This is a genomic window from Streptomyces sp. HPF1205 (assembly GCF_020400825.1).
GTDB lineage: Bacteria > Actinomycetota > Actinomycetes > Streptomycetales > Streptomycetaceae > Actinacidiphila.
Map to the genome: position 1 here is coordinate 13,378 of NZ_JAINVH010000006.1, position 17,399 is coordinate 30,776.

General features: G+C 75.4%; 13 protein-coding genes. 10 read left to right on the forward strand and 3 right to left on the reverse strand.

The genetic code is table 11. The features are described 5' to 3' along the window. The first annotated feature begins 11 nt into the window (after window positions 1–11). Complete coding sequence (locus K7G61_RS08740) at window positions 12–839, forward strand: oxidoreductase (protein ID WP_225846127.1); 828 nt, start codon at window positions 12–14, stop codon at window positions 837–839. Between the two features lie 98 nt (window positions 840–937). On the opposite strand, the gene K7G61_RS08745 is transcribed toward K7G61_RS08740, so the two are convergent. Next, window positions 938–1,969, reverse strand: coding sequence for a tetratricopeptide repeat protein (locus tag K7G61_RS08745; protein ID WP_225846128.1), 1,032 nt, complete (start codon window positions 1,967–1,969; stop codon window positions 938–940). Window positions 1,970–2,146: 177 nt separating this feature from the next. On the opposite strand from K7G61_RS08745, the gene K7G61_RS36905 reads away from it, so the two are divergent. The 9 genes from K7G61_RS36905 (at window position 2,147) to K7G61_RS08790 (ending at window position 14,465) form a co-directional block, all read left to right on the forward strand. Beyond that, window positions 2,147–3,073, forward strand: a complete 927-nt coding sequence (locus K7G61_RS36905) for a DUF4190 domain-containing protein (RefSeq protein WP_225846129.1) — start codon at window positions 2,147–2,149, stop codon at window positions 3,071–3,073. Window positions 3,074–3,181: 108 nt separating this feature from the next. After that, the gene (locus tag K7G61_RS08755) at window positions 3,182–3,934 is read left to right on the forward strand and encodes a GntR family transcriptional regulator (RefSeq protein WP_225846130.1); all 753 of its coding nucleotides are present in this window, start codon (window positions 3,182–3,184) and stop codon (window positions 3,932–3,934) included. 250 nt (window positions 3,935–4,184) lie between these two features. Next, window positions 4,185–4,631, forward strand: coding sequence for an RpiB/LacA/LacB family sugar-phosphate isomerase (locus K7G61_RS08760; RefSeq protein WP_225846131.1), 447 nt, complete (start codon window positions 4,185–4,187; stop codon window positions 4,629–4,631). Next, the gene (locus K7G61_RS08765) at window positions 4,628–4,807 is read left to right on the forward strand and encodes an SPOR domain-containing protein (RefSeq protein ID WP_225846132.1); all 180 of its coding nucleotides are present in this window, start codon (window positions 4,628–4,630) and stop codon (window positions 4,805–4,807) included. Before K7G61_RS08760 ends, K7G61_RS08765 begins: the two co-directional genes overlap by 4 nt. Window positions 4,808–4,819: 12 nt before the next feature. Then, window positions 4,820–5,257 (forward strand): (deoxy)nucleoside triphosphate pyrophosphohydrolase, encoded by a 438-nt coding sequence (locus tag K7G61_RS08770; protein ID WP_308190610.1) that lies wholly within the window; start codon window positions 4,820–4,822, stop codon window positions 5,255–5,257. A gap of 220 nt (window positions 5,258–5,477) precedes the next feature. Then, entirely contained in the window at window positions 5,478–7,931 is a 2,454-nt protein-coding gene (locus tag K7G61_RS08775; protein WP_225846133.1) for a SpoIIE family protein phosphatase, read from the forward strand. Between the two features lie 308 nt (window positions 7,932–8,239). Next, the gene (locus K7G61_RS08780; protein ID WP_225846134.1) at window positions 8,240–10,801 is read left to right on the forward strand and encodes a SpoIIE family protein phosphatase; all 2,562 of its coding nucleotides are present in this window, start codon (window positions 8,240–8,242) and stop codon (window positions 10,799–10,801) included. A gap of 730 nt (window positions 10,802–11,531) precedes the next feature. Continuing rightward, window positions 11,532–13,622, forward strand: coding sequence for a TPM domain-containing protein (locus K7G61_RS08785; RefSeq protein ID WP_225846135.1), 2,091 nt, complete (start codon window positions 11,532–11,534; stop codon window positions 13,620–13,622). 120 nt (window positions 13,623–13,742) lie between these two features. Beyond that, a complete protein-coding gene (locus K7G61_RS08790) occupies window positions 13,743–14,465 on the forward strand; it encodes a PspA/IM30 family protein (protein WP_225846136.1) in 723 nt (240 codons plus the stop codon). A 79-nt stretch (window positions 14,466–14,544) separates the two neighbouring features. Here K7G61_RS08790 and K7G61_RS08795 read toward each other — a convergent pair whose 3' ends face one another. Together K7G61_RS08795 and K7G61_RS08800 are read right to left on the reverse strand one after the other, a co-directional pair. After that, complete coding sequence (locus K7G61_RS08795; protein ID WP_225846137.1) at window positions 14,545–15,315, reverse strand: succinate dehydrogenase/fumarate reductase iron-sulfur subunit; 771 nt, start codon at window positions 15,313–15,315, stop codon at window positions 14,545–14,547. Next, window positions 15,312–17,399, reverse strand: a complete 2,088-nt coding sequence (locus K7G61_RS08800; protein WP_225846138.1) for a fumarate reductase/succinate dehydrogenase flavoprotein subunit — start codon at window positions 17,397–17,399, stop codon at window positions 15,312–15,314. Before K7G61_RS08800 ends, K7G61_RS08795 begins: the two co-directional genes overlap by 4 nt.

Below are 17,399 nucleotides of genomic sequence, written 5' to 3' on the forward strand. Positions count from 1 at the left end.
CGGGAGTGGACATGAACAAGGTCTGGCTGGTCACCGGCGCGGGCAGCGGTTTCGGACGGGCGATCACGCAGGCCGCGGTCGCGGCCGGTGACGTGGTGGCCGCCGCGGCCCGGCGGCCGGAGACCCTGGACGACCTGGTGGCGGCGCACCCCGACCAGGTGGACGCGGTGCGGCTGGACGTCACCGACGTCAAGGCGGCCGAACGCGCGGTCAGGGACGTGATCGCGCGCCACGGCCGGATCGACGTCCTGGTCAACAACGCGGGCCGCACGCACGTCGGCGCCTTCGAGGAGACCACGGACGAGGAGCTGCGCTCCCTGTTCGACGTGCACGTCTTCGGCCCGGCCGCGCTGGTGCGCGCGGTGCTGCCGCACATGCGGGCCCGCCGTTCGGGCGCGATCGTGCAGATGAGCAGCATGGGCGGGCAGATGTCCTTCGCCGGCTTCTCCGCCTACAGCGGCACCAAGTTCGCGCTGGAGGGCATGACCGAGGCGCTGGCCGACGAGGTCGGCCCGCTGGGCATCAAGACGCTGATCGTGGAACCGGGCGCCTTCCGCACCTCGCTGATGGCCAAGGGCAGCGCGAGCGCGGAGCTGCCCGACTACGAGGCCACGGTCGGCGCCACCCGCAAGATGGCCGCGGAGGTCGGGGGCAAGGAGCCCGGCGATCCCGCCAAGGCCGCCGCCCTCGTCCTGGCCGCCCTCGAAGCCGAGGACACCCCCCTGCACCTCCCGATGGGCGACGACGGCGTGACCGCCGTCCTGTCCCACCTGGACGAGGTCCGGGCGCAGATCGCCCCCTGGGAGGACCGGGCACGGGCGACGGCCTTCGGCGAGTGACGGCCTTCGACGGGTGACGGCCTTCGGTGAGTGACGGCTTTCGACGGGTGGCGGCCCGGGCCGTCACGGCCCCGGATGTGACCGCCGGGCGTCGCCGCTCAGCCCAGGCGCACGGCGGCCCAGGCCGCCCGCGCCCGCGGGTGGTCGGGGCCGAAGTGCTCGGTCCACGCGGAGGCCACCGCGTGCATCTCGTGCGGGGAGCCGTGGACGAGGGCCAGCAGGGTGCGGGTGCGCAGGATCCGGTGGTGGATCGGGGCCAGCCGCGGCCCGGCCTCCTCCAGGGCGCGCAGCGCCTCGGCCTCCGCGTCGGCGAGCCGGCCCAGTCCGTACAGCGCCTCGGCCCGCACCAGCGAGCGCGAGCCCGGCTGGGCGGCCGAGAACGCGGGCAGCCACTCGGCCTCGGCCAGCGCCTCCTCGTGCCGGCCCTGGCCGACCAGCCCGGTGAGCAGGTTCAGCCGCAGCCCCTGGGCGAAGTCGCTGTGCCCGCCGAGCAACTGCTCGGCCTCGGCCAGGGATCCGCGCGCCCAGCGCTCGGCCTCGACGGGCATACCGCACTCCGCGTACGAGAACGCGAGGCCGTTGGCGACCGCGAGCCGCACCACCGCCGCGTTCGGATCGCCCCGCTCGGCCAGGGAGGCGGCGATCGCGGCCAGCGCCGTGCCCTCGGCCTGCGCCTGCGCGAAGCGGCCGAGCAGGGCCAGGTGCTGCGCGCGGTTCACCCGGCTCACGAGCACGTACGGATGGTCCGTGCCCAGCTCCCGGGCGGCAGCCGGAAGCACCGCCTCGCTCACGTCGATCGCCTCGCGCACCCGGCCGGCCTGTGAGAGCACCTTGGCGAGCTGCATGTGGGAGCGGTGCCGCGGCATCGCGAACCCCGCGTCGGCGTACGCCTTCGCGCCGTAGGCATGGACCAGCGCCCGCGCCTCGGCCTCCCCCTCGGCCAGCCGCCCCGCCGCGATCAGCGCGTCCACCACGTCGGCGCGCGCCTCCAGCGTCCGCGGGTGGACCCCGCCGTGCTCGCGGCGTGCCTGCTCGGCGACCGCGGCGAACACCCCCAGCGCCTCCTCCGCCCGGTCCAGCGCGAGCAGGTGCCGCCCGTACTCCAGGTCCCCGCCGGCCTGCGCCGCCATTCCTGCCTCCCCGTTCGCGAAAGTGCGCCCCGGCGGGAAAACCTACCGGCCGCGCGGGGCCCGGCGGTCCCCGGCGGGACGAGTTGCGCCCGGCCGCCCCCGGGGCAGGGCCGGGGCGCCCGGACGCCCTGGTGGGCGCCTTCCTGGCCGCGGACCGCGGGATCGTAAACTCCTGCGGTGGACATACCGCCGCCGCCTCCGCCGCCGTCCCCCGAGGACGCCCCGCCACCCGGGCCGGCTCCGTTCGGACCGCCGCCTCCGCCCCCGCCGCCTGCGCCCGCCCCGTCGCCGTACGCCGCGCCCTCGGCGTACGAGACCCCGGCCGCGTACGGCGGCCCCCCGCCCCCGCCCCCGTACCAGGGCTACCCGCAGGGCCCTTACGGGCAGCAACCCCCTTACGGGCAGGGCGGCTACCCCGGTTACGGCTACCCGCCGCCCCACCCCGGAGCGCCGCAGGGCTGGTACGCCGCCGAGCGGACCACCAACGGGTTCGCCATCGCCTCCCTCATCATGTCCTTCACCTGCATACCGCTGCTGGGCATCGTCCTCGGCGTCGTGGGTCTGCGGCAGGTCAAGCGGCGCCCGCAGCGCGGCCGGGGGCTGGCCGTCGCGGGCGTCGTGCTCAACTCGCTGGGCACGGCGGTCCTCGCGCTGATCGTCACGCTCGGGGTGATGGGCGTCTTCGACGACGGCAACACGCGGGTGCGGGACCTCGCGGTGGGCGACTGCTTCAACACCGTCGACCACTCGCTGTCCGACTACGCGGGCGGGGGCGCCCGTTCGACCACCGTCGACGTGGTGCCCTGCGGCGACGACCACGACGCCGAGACCTACGCGGTGTTCACCGTCGGCTCCGACTTCGGCTCCGGCTACCCCGGCGTCGACCGGATCTCGCGGCTCGCCGACAGCAAGTGCGCCTCGTACGCGCACGACTACCTCGACGGCGACGAGGTGCCGGACGGCGTCGACGTCTACTACTACCTGCCGCCCAAGGCGGGCTGGGACCGCGGCGACCGCGACGTGACCTGCTTCTTCGGCGGCGCCTCGGGCAAGCTCACCGGATCGGTGAAGGGGGGCCACGACTCCTCGGGCGTCGGCGTCTGACACCCGCCCCCCGGGCGCCGCGCGGAGGGTGACGCTCGGGGGGGAGCTTGCGGACGGGTACCCAGGGTTGCGAAGCTGTCGCTGACAGTCAACCCCTGGGAGGGGCACGTGGCCTTCGGTGAGCAGCCCGCCTACCTTCGCGTGGCCGGTGACCTGCGGCAGAAGATCCTCGACGGCACCTTGCCGCCGCACGCGCGGCTGCCGTCACAGGCGAGGATCCGGGCGGAGTACGGCGTCTCCGACACGGTCGCGCTGGAAGCCCGCAAGGTCCTGATGGCCGAGGGCTACGTCGAGGGCAGGTCGGGTTCTGGGACGTACGTGCGCGAGCGGCCGCGGCGCCGGCGCATCATCCGCAGCGGCTACCGGCCGACCGGCCTGTCCTCGCCGTACCGGCAGGAGCAGGCCGACGAGGGCAGCAAGGGCACGTGGGAGTCCCGCAGCGTGCAGGACGTGGCCTCGGCGGACGTCGCCGAGCGGCTCGGCATCGAGCCCGGCGACCGCGTCATGCGCACTCGCTACCTCTTCCGCACCGAGGGCGAGCCGTCGATGCTGTCCACCTCCTGGGAGCCGCTGGCCATCACCGCCCGCACCCCGGTGATGCTGCCCGAGGAGGGGCCGGTCGCCGGGCAGGGCGTGGTGCCCAGGATGGCGGCGATCGACGTCGTCGTGGACCACATGGCCGAGGAGGTCGGGGCGCGGCCCGGGCTCGCCGAGGAGACGGCGGCGCTCGGCGGAGTGCCGGGACACCTCGTCATCGAGATCCGGCGGACCTACTTCGCCAGCGGCCGCCCGGTGGAGACGGCCGACGTGGTGATCCCGGCGGAGCGGTACCGGGCGGTGTACCACCTGCCCGTGCGGTGATCCTTGTCGCGCCCCGTGCGTCGGCGGCGTCCGGCGCCCCGGCGGTGTCCGGAATACGCCGACGGCGGTAGGCCGCGGCGGCCCCCGATAGGCGCCGGCCCCCGATAGGCGCCGGCCCCCGATAGGCGGCGGGGGCCGGCCGGGCGGTCCCGGACGGCCGATCGGCTTCTGGTCGCACGGGTGGCCGGAACCGTACCTCTTCGTGTCATCGCGTACCCGCGCGGTGAACCTCGGGCGTAGGGTCGGGCATATGCGCATCGCCGTTTCCTCGGACATGGACGAACCGGTCGCCCGTCAAGTCGTCGACGACCTGCGGCGCCGCGGGCACACCGTCCTCACCTTCGGGGCCCTGCGCCCGGGTGACAGGGCCGACTGGGCCTGGAGTGCCGGGGCGGCGGCGCGGGCCGTGGCCGAGGGGGCCGCGGACCAGGCGGTCGTCTGCTGCTGGACGGGTACGGGCGCGTCCATCGCGGCCAACAAGGTGCCCGGGGTGCGTGCCGCGCTGTGCGCCGACGCCTACACCGCGGACGGCGCCCGCAAGTGGAACGACGCGAACGCGCTGGCACTCAGCCTGCGCGCCACCTCCGGGCCGGTGCTGGGGGAGATCCTGGACGCCTGGTTCGCGGGCGAGCCCAGCGCGGACGCGGAGGACCGGGACAACGTGGCGCGGCTGAGCGCGCTGGAGGGGACGTCGTGACGTCGGAGCTGGTCTGGCTGTTGATACGCCAGGACGACGACGCAGAGAATCGCTACCGGGTGGGGCGTTACGCGACCAGGGCCGAGGCCGAGCGGGTCGCGGACGTGCTGGACCGGGAGCGGCGGAAGATGTACGTGATCGAGCGGGCGCCGCGGGGTGCGCAGGCGCAGACATGAGGGCGTGACGACGTGAGGACGGGGACGGGCACGGGTACGGGGGCCGGGGTGGGCGCGGTGGGGACGGGGCTGGTGGTCGGCGGTGCGCTGATCGGCGGCGGACGGCTGCTGGCCGCGCGCCGCACCGCGCCCGCCGCCCTCGCCGGGCGCTGGGAACTGCCCGGCGGCAAGGTGGAGCCGGGCGAGTCCGCGCCCACCGCGCTGGTGCGCGAGTTGCGGGAGGAGCTCGGCGTGACCGTCCGCCCCCGCCTGCGGATCCCGGGCGAATGGGCGCTCCCGGGCGGGCGGGTGCTGCACGTCTGGACCGCCGAACTCCTCGCCGGCGAACCGCGTCCGCTGCAGGACCACGACGTGGTGCGCTGGCTCGGCCCGGAGGAGGCCCTCGTCCTCGACTGGCTGGAACCGGACCGGCCGGCCGTCGGGTGGGCGGTGCGCCACCTGCGCGGCTGAGCGCGCGCTTCCCCGTCTCCGCGGGGCCTTCACGGCCGGGGGTCCGCCTTCCGGCCCGGCCTCTTCCCTGTCCGGGCGCCCGCCCTCCCGCAAGGCCCTCCGCCCGCCCTTCCCGTCGCCCGCGTATCCCGCCGTCCGGCCGGTACGACAGGGGAGAAGGGCGGCAAACCGGGTAAGGGTGAACAAAGGGGCCCGGAACCCGGTCAGGGATGTGCAGGGGATGAGTGGAAGCGGTGATCCGGCGGGGGAGGCGAGAGCGGGGGAGGGGCAGGCGCGGCCGACGCCGACCGGGGCGCTGCTGGACACGTTGCGCCTCGCCGTCGTGATGCTCGACACCTCGGGGCGGGTACTGCTGTGGAGCCCCCTGGCGGAGGACGTGCTGGGGTGGTCGGGCGAGCACATCGTGGGCCGCCGCGTCGGGGGGCTGCTCGGAGCGCCGGAGGAGGGCGGCGAGATCCTCGCCGAGCTGCTGAGGACGGGCCGCTGGCAGGGGATCGTGTCGCCGCGCCACCGCGACGGGTACACCGTCCAGGTGGAGGCCAGGGCCAGCCTGCTGGTCGACGGGGACGGCCGCCCCTTCGTACTGGCCTCGATGGTGGAGACCAGCCGGCTGCGGACCCTGGAGCACGACCTGGCCGCGCTGGACTCGCTCTTCGACTCCTCCCCGCTGGGCGTCGCGATCTTCGACACCGAGCTGCGCTACGTCCGGGTCAACCCCGCTCTCGCCGCGATGAACGGCAAGACGGTCGGCGAGCACCTGGGCCGTACCGTCGCCGACGTGCTCGACCCGGAGACGGCCGAGCGGGTCGCCCCGCTGCAGCGGGACGTCCTGGCCACCGGGCGGCCGGTCGTCGACCTGGAGACCCGCGGACCGCACGGCCGCGGCCACCGCTCGCTGTCGTACCACCGGCTGGTGGACCGGGCCGGGCGGGTGCTGGGCATCAGCGCCACCGTCATCGACGTCACGGAACGGGTGGAGGCCGCCGGGCGGGCCGAGCGCGCCCGGCAGCGGCTGGCGCTGCTCAACGACCTCGGCTCGCGCGTCGCCGGCGTGCTCGACGTGCGCCGCGCCGCGGAGACACTGGCCGGCGCCCTGGTCCCGGCGTTCGGCGACTACGCGGGAGTGATCCTGCACGCCGGCGTGGCCGAGGGCGGCGACCTGCCCACCGGCTCGTACGGCGAGCACACCCCGATGCGCCTGGCGGGGGCCGCGGCGGTGCGGTGGACCCCGGCGGTCGAGCGGATGCTGAGGGCCGGGCAGCCCGTCGACTTCACGGTCGGGTCCGTGTTCGCCGGCGTGCTGGCCGCCGGCCGGCCGCGGGTGCTCTCCTCCGAGCGGGAGCTGCGGGAGGCCACGTACCCCGACGACCCGAGGGTCCGCGCCGCGCTGGAACTCGGCGTGACATCGATGCTGGTGGTGCCGCTGCGGGCGCGCGGTGTGGTGCTCGGGCTGCTGGCGGTCGCCCGGGCCGACCCGCGCGAGCCGTTCGACGGCGACGACCTGGCGCTGGGCACGGAGGTCGCCGACCGCGGCGGCGCCGCGCTGGACAACGCGCGGCTGTACGTACGCGAGCGCGAGGGTGCCCTCATGCTCCAGCGCAGCCTGCTGCCGCAGACGCTGCCCGGCATGCCCGGCGTCGAGGTCGCCTTCCGGTACCTGCCCGGCAGCAGCGGCGCCGCGGTCGGCGGCGACTGGTTCGACGTCATCCCGCTGGCCGGTGGCCGGATCGCGTTCGTGGTCGGCGACGTGATGGGCCACGGGCTGCGGGCCGCGGCCACGATGGGCCGGCTGCGCACCGCCGTGCGCACCCTCGCGGGACTCGACATGCCGCCCGACGAACTCCTGCGCCGCGTCAACGACCTCGGCGACGACCTCGCCCAGAGCCAGGCCGAGGGCTGGATGGCCACCGCCGTCTACGCGGTGTACGACCCCTCGACCCGCCGCTGCGCCCTGGCCCGGGCCGGGCACCTGCCGCCGGTGCTGGTCGAGGGCCGCGGCGGCCCCGGCGGCTGCCGCGCCGAACCGGTCGAGCTGCCCAGCGGGGTGCCGCTCGGGGTGGGCGGGGTGCGGTTCGAGAGCGTGGAACTCGACATCGAGGACGGAGCGGTGCTGGTCCTCTACACCGACGGGCTGGTCGAGTCCCGGCTGGGCGACATCGGCACCGGCATGGACCGGATGTGCCGGACCCTGTCCCGCGGGGTCGACTCGCTGGAGGACGCCTGCGACGAACTGCTGGCCATGGTGGAACCCGGCCGCGAACCCGACGACGTGGCACTGCTGATGGCCCGCTTGGGCGGACTGCCCGCCGGGTCCACCGCGCACTGGACGTTCCCCGCCGAGGCCGGCTCGGTCCGGCTGGCCCGCCGCAGCGTCGCCCACACCTTGCGCACCTGGGACCTGGAGCCCCTGCGCGACATCACCATGCTGCTGGTCAGCGAGCTGGTCACCAACTCGCTGCGGTACGCCCACGGACCCATCGGCGTACGGATGGTGCGCGGCAGCTCCCTGCTCGTGGAGGTCTCCGACCCGCTGCCCGACCCGCCGCGCGAACGGGTCGCGGGCGAGGAGGACGAGGGCGGCCGCGGCCTGCAACTGGTGGCCCGCGCCTCACGCCGGTGGGGGACCCGCCACGGGCCGCTGGGCAAGACCGTCTGGTTCGAACTGCCCCTGTGACCGCCGCTCCCGGCCCACGGCCCGCCCGGGCGCGGTGCCGGCACCCGGCCGCGCGCCCCCTGCCGCCGGGAGCGCGCGCCCACCCGGCCGCCTCCCACCGGACGATGGTTCGACCGTGCCCGGCAGGGTATGCCGAAGGGGCGGGAGCGACGGGGTGCCCGTGGTGGCCGGGGGAAGGTCCCCGCACCCCGGGAGCCGAGATGATGCTGTGATCGACAAGACCGTGTGCTGGACGGTCTTCATGCTGAATACTCGGCTCCAACCGGTCCATGTGTGCTGAGCTGGAGGGGTCGGGCAAGGTGAGCGACATGCCAGCGGGGGCGGTTCCGCCCGGGTCCGCGTCCGAGGACGACGCGGAGGCGAACAGGCGCGCCCCGGTGTGGCAGTCGAGCCCGCCCGGCTCCCTCTACGACTACATACGCGTCGCCTCCTTCTCGCTGGACAGCGAGGGCCGCATCGACCAGTGGAGCCGCCGCGCCGCCGAGTTCTTCGGCGTCCCCGCCGAGAAGGCGCTCGGCCAGGACCCGGTGACCGCCTTCGCCCCGCCGGACGTGCAGGAACGCGGCCACGAGCGGCTGCGCGACATCCTCGGCGGGAGCGAGTGGACCGGCCTGGTGCCGTATCACGACGCCGCCGGCACGCACGGCTTGGCCGAGGTGTACGTGATGCCCGCCGACCAGGGCGCCCTGTGCATCGCCGTCGACGTCGCCACGCTCCGGCAGATCGAGACGGACCTGGCTGCCTCCCAGGCGGTGTTCGGGCAGTCCCCGATGGGCTTCGTGCTGTTCGACACCGAGCTGCGGCTGATCCGGGTCAACGACCGGTTCGCCACCGTCTTCGGCCGGCCCGCCGAGCAGCACCGCGGCCGCGGCCCGCACGACTTCCTGTCCCGGGTGGAGGCCGACCGGCTCAGCGCCGCGCTGCGCCAGGTGATGGAGACCGGCGAACCCGTCCTGGACATGCCCCTGATCGGCACCGTCCCCGGCGACCCGGCCCGGCGCCGCTGGTCGATGTCGCTGTACCGGCTGCACAGCGGCGCCGGGCGGCCGATCGGGGTCGCCGGCCTGGCCATGGACGTCACCGGCCGCCAGCGCGCCGAGCGCGAGGCCGCGCACGCCCGCCGCAACCTGCAGCTGCTCAACGAGGCCGGCTCCCGTATCGGCACCTCGCTGGACCTGGAGACCACCGCCAGGGAACTGCTCGACGTCGCCGTACCGCACTTCTGCGACCTGGCCTCCGTCGACCTCTACCAGGCGCTGCTGTCGGGCGAGGAGGACCTGACCGCGACCACCGACGGCAGCGGCCAGGTGCGCCGGGTGGCGTTCGCCAGCGCGGTGTCCGACGCGCCCGTGGCGATGGCCGGCGACGACGACGTGTCGCCCGCGGACGGCCCGGTGAAGGTCGGCGCGGTCCACCGCTACCGCTTCAGCTCGGCCGGCGCCCGCGCGCTGCGCACCGCCCAGCCGCAGGTCCTCGACAGCGACAGCCTCGACACGGACCTGGCCGGCACCCTGGTGCAGTCCACCCTCGTGGTGCCGATGGTCGCCCGCGACACCGTACTGGGCCTCGTGCAGTTCTCCCGGGCCAAGGGCAGCGAGCCGTTCGTCGAGCGGGACCGGATGCTCGCCGAGGAACTCGCCGCGCGCGCCGCCGTCTTCATCGACAACGCCCGCCTGTACCGTCGCGAGCACGAGCGCGCCCTGATACTCCAGCGCAGCCTGCTGCCGCCCGACGACCCCGAGGCGGCCGGCCTGGACATCGCGTGCCGCTACCTGCCCGGCAGCATGGAGACCGAGGTCGGCGGCGACTGGTTCGACGTCATCGAACTGCCCGGCCACCGCACCGCCCTCGTGGTCGGCGACGTGATGGGCCGCGGCCTGCGGGCCGCCGTCGCCATGGGCGAACTGCGCACGGCGGTGCGCACGCTGGCCATGCTCGACCTCGAACCCGCCGAGGTGCTGGGCGCGCTCGACGAGGTCGTCGGCGGCCTCGGCGCGCCCGGCCGCACCCGCCGCGCGGCCAAGGACGCCGGCGACGACCTGTCCGAGGTCTACCTCGCCACATGCGTGTACGCGGTGTACGACGCCGTGACCCGCCGCTGCACCATCGCCAACGCCGGCCACCTCCCGCCGGTCGTGGTCGAACCCGGCGAGACGCCGCTCCTGCTGGAACTGCCCCGCGGCGTCCCCCTGGGCGTCGGCGGCGAGCCCTTCGAGGAGATCGAGGTCCAGCTCACCGACGGCGCCCTGCTGGCCCTCTACACCGACGGCCTGGTCGAGTCCCGCAGCCACCCGCTGGACGAGGGCCTGGACGCCTTCCGCGCCTCCCTGGCCGGCCCCGACCGCCCCCTTGAGGACGTCTGCGACCACGTCCTGGCCACCCTCGACACCGCCCACGGCGAGGACGACATCGCCCTGCTGATGGCCCGCATACGGGGCCTGACCGACGAGAAGATCGGCGACTGGACCCTGGAACCCCAGCCCACCTCGGTCGCCAAGGCCCGCGAACTGGCCCGCGGCCAACTGCTGGCCTGGGGCCTGGACAGCCTGGTCGACACCACGGAACTCCTGGTCAGCGAGCTGGTCACCAACGCGCTGCGGCACGGCTACGGCGACATCCGGCTGCGCCTGCTGCTCGACCGCACCCTGGTGTGCGAGGTCTGGGACAGCGCCCTGCTCCAGCCGCGCCGCCGCCGCGCCCGCGACACCGACGAGGGCGGCCGCGGCCTGCAGCTCGTGGCCATGCTCAGCCAGTCCTGGGGCAGCCGCCGCACCCACCGCGGCAAGACCGTCTGGTTCGAACTCGCTCTGCGCGGCGGCCAGTCCGCCAAGGCCGGGCCCTCGGTGGACGACCTGCTCAGCATGTTCTGACGGCCACGCGGACCGTCACGCGGGCCGCCGCACGGACGCCACGGACGCCCCAGGCCGCCGCACGGACGCCCTGGACCGCCGCCCGGACCGCCGGACCACCCTCCCCCGACCGCCATGCGGACCCCTTGCACCACCGCCCGGCCGTCCCGGCACCGAACCGGCCGCCGGCGCTCGATCCCGGCACCCTGCCGCGGCCGTCGGCCACCCCACCACGGGTCGCGCCCGCCTCATGCCCGCGGCACGCCCATGACCCGATCGAGCTCGCGGCCGAGGACGCCCGCCACGTGGGGGACCGTTCGCCCGTTCCCGCACGAAGGCGGGCACGAGAGCGGATCCGGCCGGCTCGCGGGCGGTGACGCGGCCGGCCTGGCGGGTCGGGCGCGTGGCGCCGGGACCGGTGATCCGGGCCGAGCCGGGTGCTCCGGCCAGGGAGAGCGCGGGCACGAGCACACCGCCGTCTCGGCCATTCGGGGCGCTTCGTGCGGCCGGCCCCCCCTCGGACGGGCTCGACGGCGCCGCCGGCCGGGACGACGCACTCGTCCGCGCGGATGCGGGGCGGGCGTGGGGCACGTCCGGGTCGGGCGCGGGCCCCGGGCGGGCAGGCGGGTGGCGGCCGGGCCCCACTCCGCTCGCGCCGCGCGCGAACCCTGCTTACGCTCCGGAAAAGGGCACCCTCGAAACCGTCGAAACCCTCGAATTCCTCGAAGCCCTGGAAAAGCGGAGGCGGCACGTGGGAAGGACACACCGGGCGGTCCCCGCGGTGTTCGCCGTCCTCGCCGCTCTCGGAATGTGCGCCGCGCAGCCGCAGGCGGGCGGCGGCGGGCCCGACCCCGTGGCGCTCACCCGCACGGGCCGCGTCACCGACCAGGTGGGCGCCCTGGGCGACCGCGCCCCCCAGGTGCGTGCCGCCCTCGACGCCCTGTACGCCCACCACCACCTGCAGCTCTTCGTGGCGTACGTGAGCGGGTTCGCCGGGCGCAGCCCGCAGGACTGGGCGAACGCCACCGCCGTGCGCAGCGGCCTGGGCCGCAGGGACGTCCTGCTGGCCGTGGCGACCCACGACCGCCGCTGGGCGGTCTCCGCCGACCAGGACGCGGGTCTGACCCAGACCCAGATCGCCGAGGTGAGCGACATCGCCGTCGAGCCCGCCCTGCGGGAGAACGACTGGGCCGGTGCCGCCATCGGGGCCGCGGACGGGTACGCCGCCGTGCTCGACGGCAAGCCGGTCCAGCCGCCGGACGTCGTCCCGGGCGTCCCCGACCCCGGCCGCGCCTCCGCCACCTCGAACGGCTCCGCCGACCTGTGGATCCCCGTCGTCGCCGTACTCGCCGCCGCGGGCGTGGGCTCGTACGCCTGGCGCAGACGCCGTACGGAGGCGGGATCCGCCGCCGCCCGGGTGCCCGCCGGCCGCCGGTACGGGCGGGGCCGGGGCGCCGGACGGGCCCTGCCGGTCACCCCCTTGCCGGAGCTGGACTCGCAGGCCCGGCTGCTGCTGGTGGAGACCGACGACGCGGTGCGCACCAGCCGGGAGGACGTCGGCCTGGCGGCGGCGCAGTGCGGCGGGACCGCCGCGGCGCCCTTCGCGGAGGCGGTGGAGTACGCCGCGAGCGAGCTGACCGCCGCCTTCCGGCTGCGGCAGGGGCTCGACGACGCCTTCCCGGAGGACGACGGGACGCGCCGTCAGATGCTGGACGAGATCCTGTCCCGCTGCACCCAGGCCAACCGGCGGCTGGACGCGGAGTCGGAGGCCTTCGACCGGATGCGCGCCCTGGAGGCCGGCGCCGGGGACGTCTTGGAACTGGCCGAGGCCCGGGCCGTCGCGCTGCCCGGCCGTGTCGCCGCGGCCGGGCAGGCACTGGCCACCCTGGCCGCCCGGTACGCGCCGGCCGCGCTCGGCCCGCTCACCGGCCACCCGGCCGAGGCCCGGGACCGCCTGGACTTCGCCCGGTCCTGCCTGGACCGGGCGCACGCGGCCCTGCGCACCGACCGCGGCCGGGCCGCGGCCTTCCTGCGTGCCGCCGAGGGCGGCCTGGTCCAGGCCGCGGCGCTGGCCGACTCGGTCCTGCGGCGCGAGCGCGAGCTGCGGGCGGCCGAGGAGGCGCTGCGGGAGGCGGCGGGACAGGCACCGCAAGAGGTGGGGGAGCAGGCCGCGGCCGGGCGGTACGACCCGCTGGGCGCCCTGCGCAGCGTCACCGAGGCGGCGGTGGGGATGGAGGAGGAGGCGCCGGCCGGCCCCGGCGAGGCGGGGGTGGCGGTGCGGCGCGCCCCGACCCTGCTCGGCTGGGCGCTGCTCACCGCGTCGAGCGAGGTCGCGGCGGCCCGGGACGTGGTCACCGCGCACCGGGGCGGCATCGGCTGCCGGGCCCGTACCCGGCTCAGCGAGTCCGAACGCCTCCTGCTGCGGGCCGAGGCGCTCGCCGCCGCCGACCCGGCCGCCGCCCGTGAGCACGCCGCCGCCGCGGACCGTCTCGCCCGCGACGCCCAGCTCCTCGCCCTGGACGACCTGGCCGGCTACGGGGCCCCGGGAACCACCGGCCGCGCGGGATTCACCGGCGAGGCGGCGGGCAGACGGGCGGACGAGGGGATGGACGGCGCCGTCCTCGGCGGGATCCTGCTCGGCGGCGTCCCCGGCGGGGGCGGCACCCGTGGCGGTCGTGCCGGCTCGGGCGGTTCGGGTGGATTCGGCGGCTCCGCCGGGTTCGGCGGGTTCGGCGGCGACTCGGGCGGGCTGGGCGGGTTCGACGGCTACGGCGCCCCGGGGAGCTTCGGCGGCGGCCGGACACGCGACCGGATGGGCGGAGGCGGTGGTCATCAGCGGTGAGCGGCGGGCGCGCCCGTACGCGTACGAGCGGCCGGCCCCGCGCCCGCGGCCGTGCCAGGGGCGGCACCCGCGCCCGCGGCCCCAGACGTACCGGAACCGGAAGACGCATCAGGAGTCCGTATGAGCAAGCAGATGATCCTCGGCCGGGTGTCCCGGCTCGGCCGGGCGGACGTCGAGGGGGTGCTCGACCAGGCCGAGGACCCGTACAAGATGGCCGACGAGCTGATCCGGGTGTACAGCGACACGATCCGCGAGGCCGACGAGGCGCTGGAGGCCGCGATCCACGACCGGCGGATGCTGGAGCAGGACCGTGCCGAGGACCTGGCTGCGGCCGCGGAATGGGGCGTCAAGGCGCGGACGGCCAGTCGCCGGGCGGACGCCCTGCGGCGCGCGGGTCAGGCTGCCGAGGCCGGGCGGTTCGACACCCTGGCGCGCTTCGCCCTGAGCCGCGAACTGCAGTGCGAGCACGACGCCATCGAGGCCGAGCCGGTCATCGCGGTGCGGACCGGCACGGCCGACAGGCTCAAGACGGGCCTGGACCGGATGAGGTTCCGCCTCACCCAACTCCAGAACCGCCGCGACGAGTTGGTCACCCGCTCGCGCGGTGTGCCGGGCCACGCCCCCAAGGCCGACGCGATCCGCGCGGTCGACCTGCTCGACCCCACCGGCGACCTCGGCCGGTTCGAGGACAAGGTCCGCCGCGAGGAGGCGCGCGCCTCCGGCACCGAGCAGCTCGCCCCCTCGGCGCTCGACGGCCGCTTCGAGTCCCTGGACCCGTTCGCCGACGAGGCCGAGGTCGACGCCCGCCTCTCCCGTCTGAAGTCCGCCTCGCATTCCGCCTGACGCCGCGCCCGCCCGCCGCCGCGCCCGGCGGCGCGGGCCGGGCCGGCGGCCCCCGCCCGCGCCGCCGGCCCGGCCCGCGCTACTGGCCGCGGCGTTTGATCCTGTTGCCGAGCCAGACCAGCGGGTCGTACTTGCGGTCGGCGACCCGCTCCTTCATGGGGATCAGCGCGTTGTCGGTGATCTTGATGTGTTCCGGGCAGACCTCGGTGCAGCACTTGGTGATGTTGCACAGGCCCAGGCCGTGGTCGTCCTGGGCGGAGGCCGCGCGGTCGATACCGGAGTCGGCGGCGGCGTCCAGGGGGTGCATGTCGAGTTCGGCGACGCGCATGAGGAAGCGGGGGCCGGCGTAGGCCTCCTTGTTCTCCTCGTGGTCACGCACGACATGGCAGACGTTCTGGCACAGGTAGCACTCGATGCACTTGCGGAACTCCTGGGAGCGCTCGACGTCGACCTGGGCCATCCGGTACTCGCCGGGGGCCACGCCCTTCGGGGGGACGAAGGCCGGGACCTCGCGGGCCTTGGTGTAGTTGAACGAGACGTCGGTGACCAGGTCGCGGACGACCGGGAAGGTGCGCATCGGGGTGACGGTGATCGTCTCGTCGCGGGAGAAGACCGACATGCGGGTCATGCACATCAGGCGGGGCCGGCCGTTGACCTCCGCGCTGCACGAGCCGCACTTGCCCGCCTTGCAGTTCCAGCGCACCGCCAGGTCCGGCGCCTGCGTGGCCTGGAGGCGGTGGATGATGTCGAGCACGACCTCGCCGTCGTTCACCTCGACCTCGTAGTCCCGCAGGCCGCCGCCGTCCGTGTCACCGCGCCACACCTTGAAGTGGGCCGTGTAGGAAGTCACGCGTCGAGCTCCTCGTCCGTCAGGTATTTGAGCAGTTCGTCCCGTTCGAAGAGGGCGAGCAGATCGGCCCGGATGGGGTCCATCGGCCGGGGCCGTACGACCACCCGGTCACCGGAGGAGCCGGACGCGCCGGACGAGCCGTCGGCTCCGGCGGGCGACCCGGCCGGCGGGACCTCGGACGATCCCGCACCGCCGGCCGGATCGGCGGCCGCGACGACCGCCTCGGCCGCCGCGGCGACCGCGGACCCGGCCGTGACCGGGTCCGCCGCGCCGTCGGCGAGCGAGCACACCAGGTTGACCTTGCGCCACGTCCGGTCCATCCCCGGGTAGTCGTCGCGCGTGTGCCCGCCCCGGCTCTCCGTCCGGGTCAGTGCCGCCTTCGCCACGCACTCGCTGACCAGCAGCATGTTCCGCAGGTCGATCGCCAGGTGCCAGCCGGGGTTGAACTGCCGGTGCCCCTCGACGCCCGCGCGCGCCGCGCGCTCGCGCAGCCCCGCCAGCCGCTCCAGCGCCTGCCGCATCTCCGGGCCGCGCCGGATGATCCCCACCAGGTCGTTCATCACCTGCTGGAGCTCCTGGTGCACGGTGTACGGGTTCTCGGGCGGGCCGCCCGCGTCCTCGCCCGCGGCGGCCCCGCCGGGGACGGCCGCCGCCGCGAACGGCCGCAGCGCCTCCTCGGCCGCCGCCTCGATCTCCGCCTCGCCGGCCGCCGGCCGCGCCCCGCCGTCGAGCCCGGCGGCGTACCGCGCCGCGTACAGCCCCGCCCGGCGGCCGAAGACCAGCAGGTCGGACAGCGAGTTCCCGCCCAGCCGGTTGGAGCCGTGCATGCCGCCCGCGACCTCTCCGGCCGCGTACAGCCCCGGCACACCGCGCGCGGCGGCCGTGTCGGGCTCCACGTCGACCCCGCCCATCATGTAGTGGCAGGTCGGCCCGACCTCCATCGGCTCGGCGGTGATGTCGACGTCGGCGAGTTCCTTGAACTGGTGGTGCATCGACGGCAGCCGCCGCTGGATCTCCTCGGCCGGCAGCCGTGTGGACACGTCCAGGTAGACGCCGCCGTGCGGGGTGCCGCGGCCCGCCTTGACCTCGGAGTTGATGGCGCGGGCCACCTCGTCGCGGGGCAGCAGCTCAGGGGGACGGCGGTGGTGGTCCGGGTCGGTGTACCAGCCGTCGGCCTCCTCCTCGGTCTGCGCGTACTTCTCCTTGAACACGTCCGGCACGTAGTCGAACATGAACCGCTTGCCGTCGCTGTTGCGCAGCACCCCGCCGTCGCCGCGTACCGACTCGGTGACCAGGATCCCCTTGACCGACGGCGGCCAGACCATCCCCGTGGGGTGGAACTGGATGAACTCCATGTTGATCAGCGGGGCCCCGGCCAGCAGCGCCAGCGCGTGCCCGTCGCCGGTGTACTCCCAGGAGTTCGAGGTGACCTTGAAGGACTTGCCGATGCCGCCGGTGGCCAGCACCACCGCGGGCGCGTCGATGACGAACAGCCGGCCGGACTCGCGCACGTACCCGAACACCCCGGCCACGCGGCCGTCGGCGGACTTCAGGATCCGGGTGACCGTGCACTCCTGGAAGACCTTCAGCCGGGACTCGTAGTCCCCGCTCTCCGCGAAGTCCTCCTGCTGCAGCGAGACGATCTTCTGCTGGAGGGTGCGGATGAGCTCCAGGCCGGTGCGGTCGCCGACGTGCGCGAGGCGCGGGTACTCGTGGCCGCCGAAGTTGCGCTGCGAGATCTTGCCCTCGGGCGTGCGGTCGAACAGCGCGCCCCAGGTCTCCAGCTCCCACACCCGGTCCGGCGCCTCCTTGGCGTGCAGTTCCGCCATCCGCCACTGGTTGAGGAACTTGCCGCCGCGCATCGTGTCCCGGAAGTGCACCTGCCAGTTGTCGTTGGCGTTGACGTTGCCCATGCTGGCCGCGATGCCGCCCTCGGCCATCACCGTGTGCGCCTTGCCGAACAGCGACTTGCAGATCACCGCCACGCGCATGCCCTGCTCGCGCGCCTCGATCGCCGCGCGCAGGCCGGCGCCGCCGGCGCCCACGACCACCACGTCGTAGGCATGCCGTTCCACATTCGTCAT

Coding starts and splice junctions, on each gene's coding strand:
- K7G61_RS08740 (WP_225846127.1), top strand. CDS start 12: ATGAACAAGGTCTGGCTGGTCACCGGCGCGGGCAGCGGTTTCGGACGG.
- K7G61_RS08745 (WP_225846128.1), bottom strand. CDS start 1,969: ATGGCGGCGCAGGCCGGCGGGGACCTGGAGTACGGGCGGCACCTGCTC.
- K7G61_RS08760 (WP_225846131.1), top strand. CDS start 4,185: ATGCGCATCGCCGTTTCCTCGGACATGGACGAACCGGTCGCCCGTCAA.
- K7G61_RS08775 (WP_225846133.1), top strand. CDS start 5,478: ATGAGTGGAAGCGGTGATCCGGCGGGGGAGGCGAGAGCGGGGGAGGGG.
- K7G61_RS08780 (WP_225846134.1), top strand. CDS start 8,240: ATGCCAGCGGGGGCGGTTCCGCCCGGGTCCGCGTCCGAGGACGACGCG.
- K7G61_RS08790 (WP_225846136.1), top strand. CDS start 13,743: ATGAGCAAGCAGATGATCCTCGGCCGGGTGTCCCGGCTCGGCCGGGCG.
- K7G61_RS08800 (WP_225846138.1), bottom strand. CDS start 17,399: ATGACGAATGTGGAACGGCATGCCTACGACGTGGTGGTCGTGGGCGCC.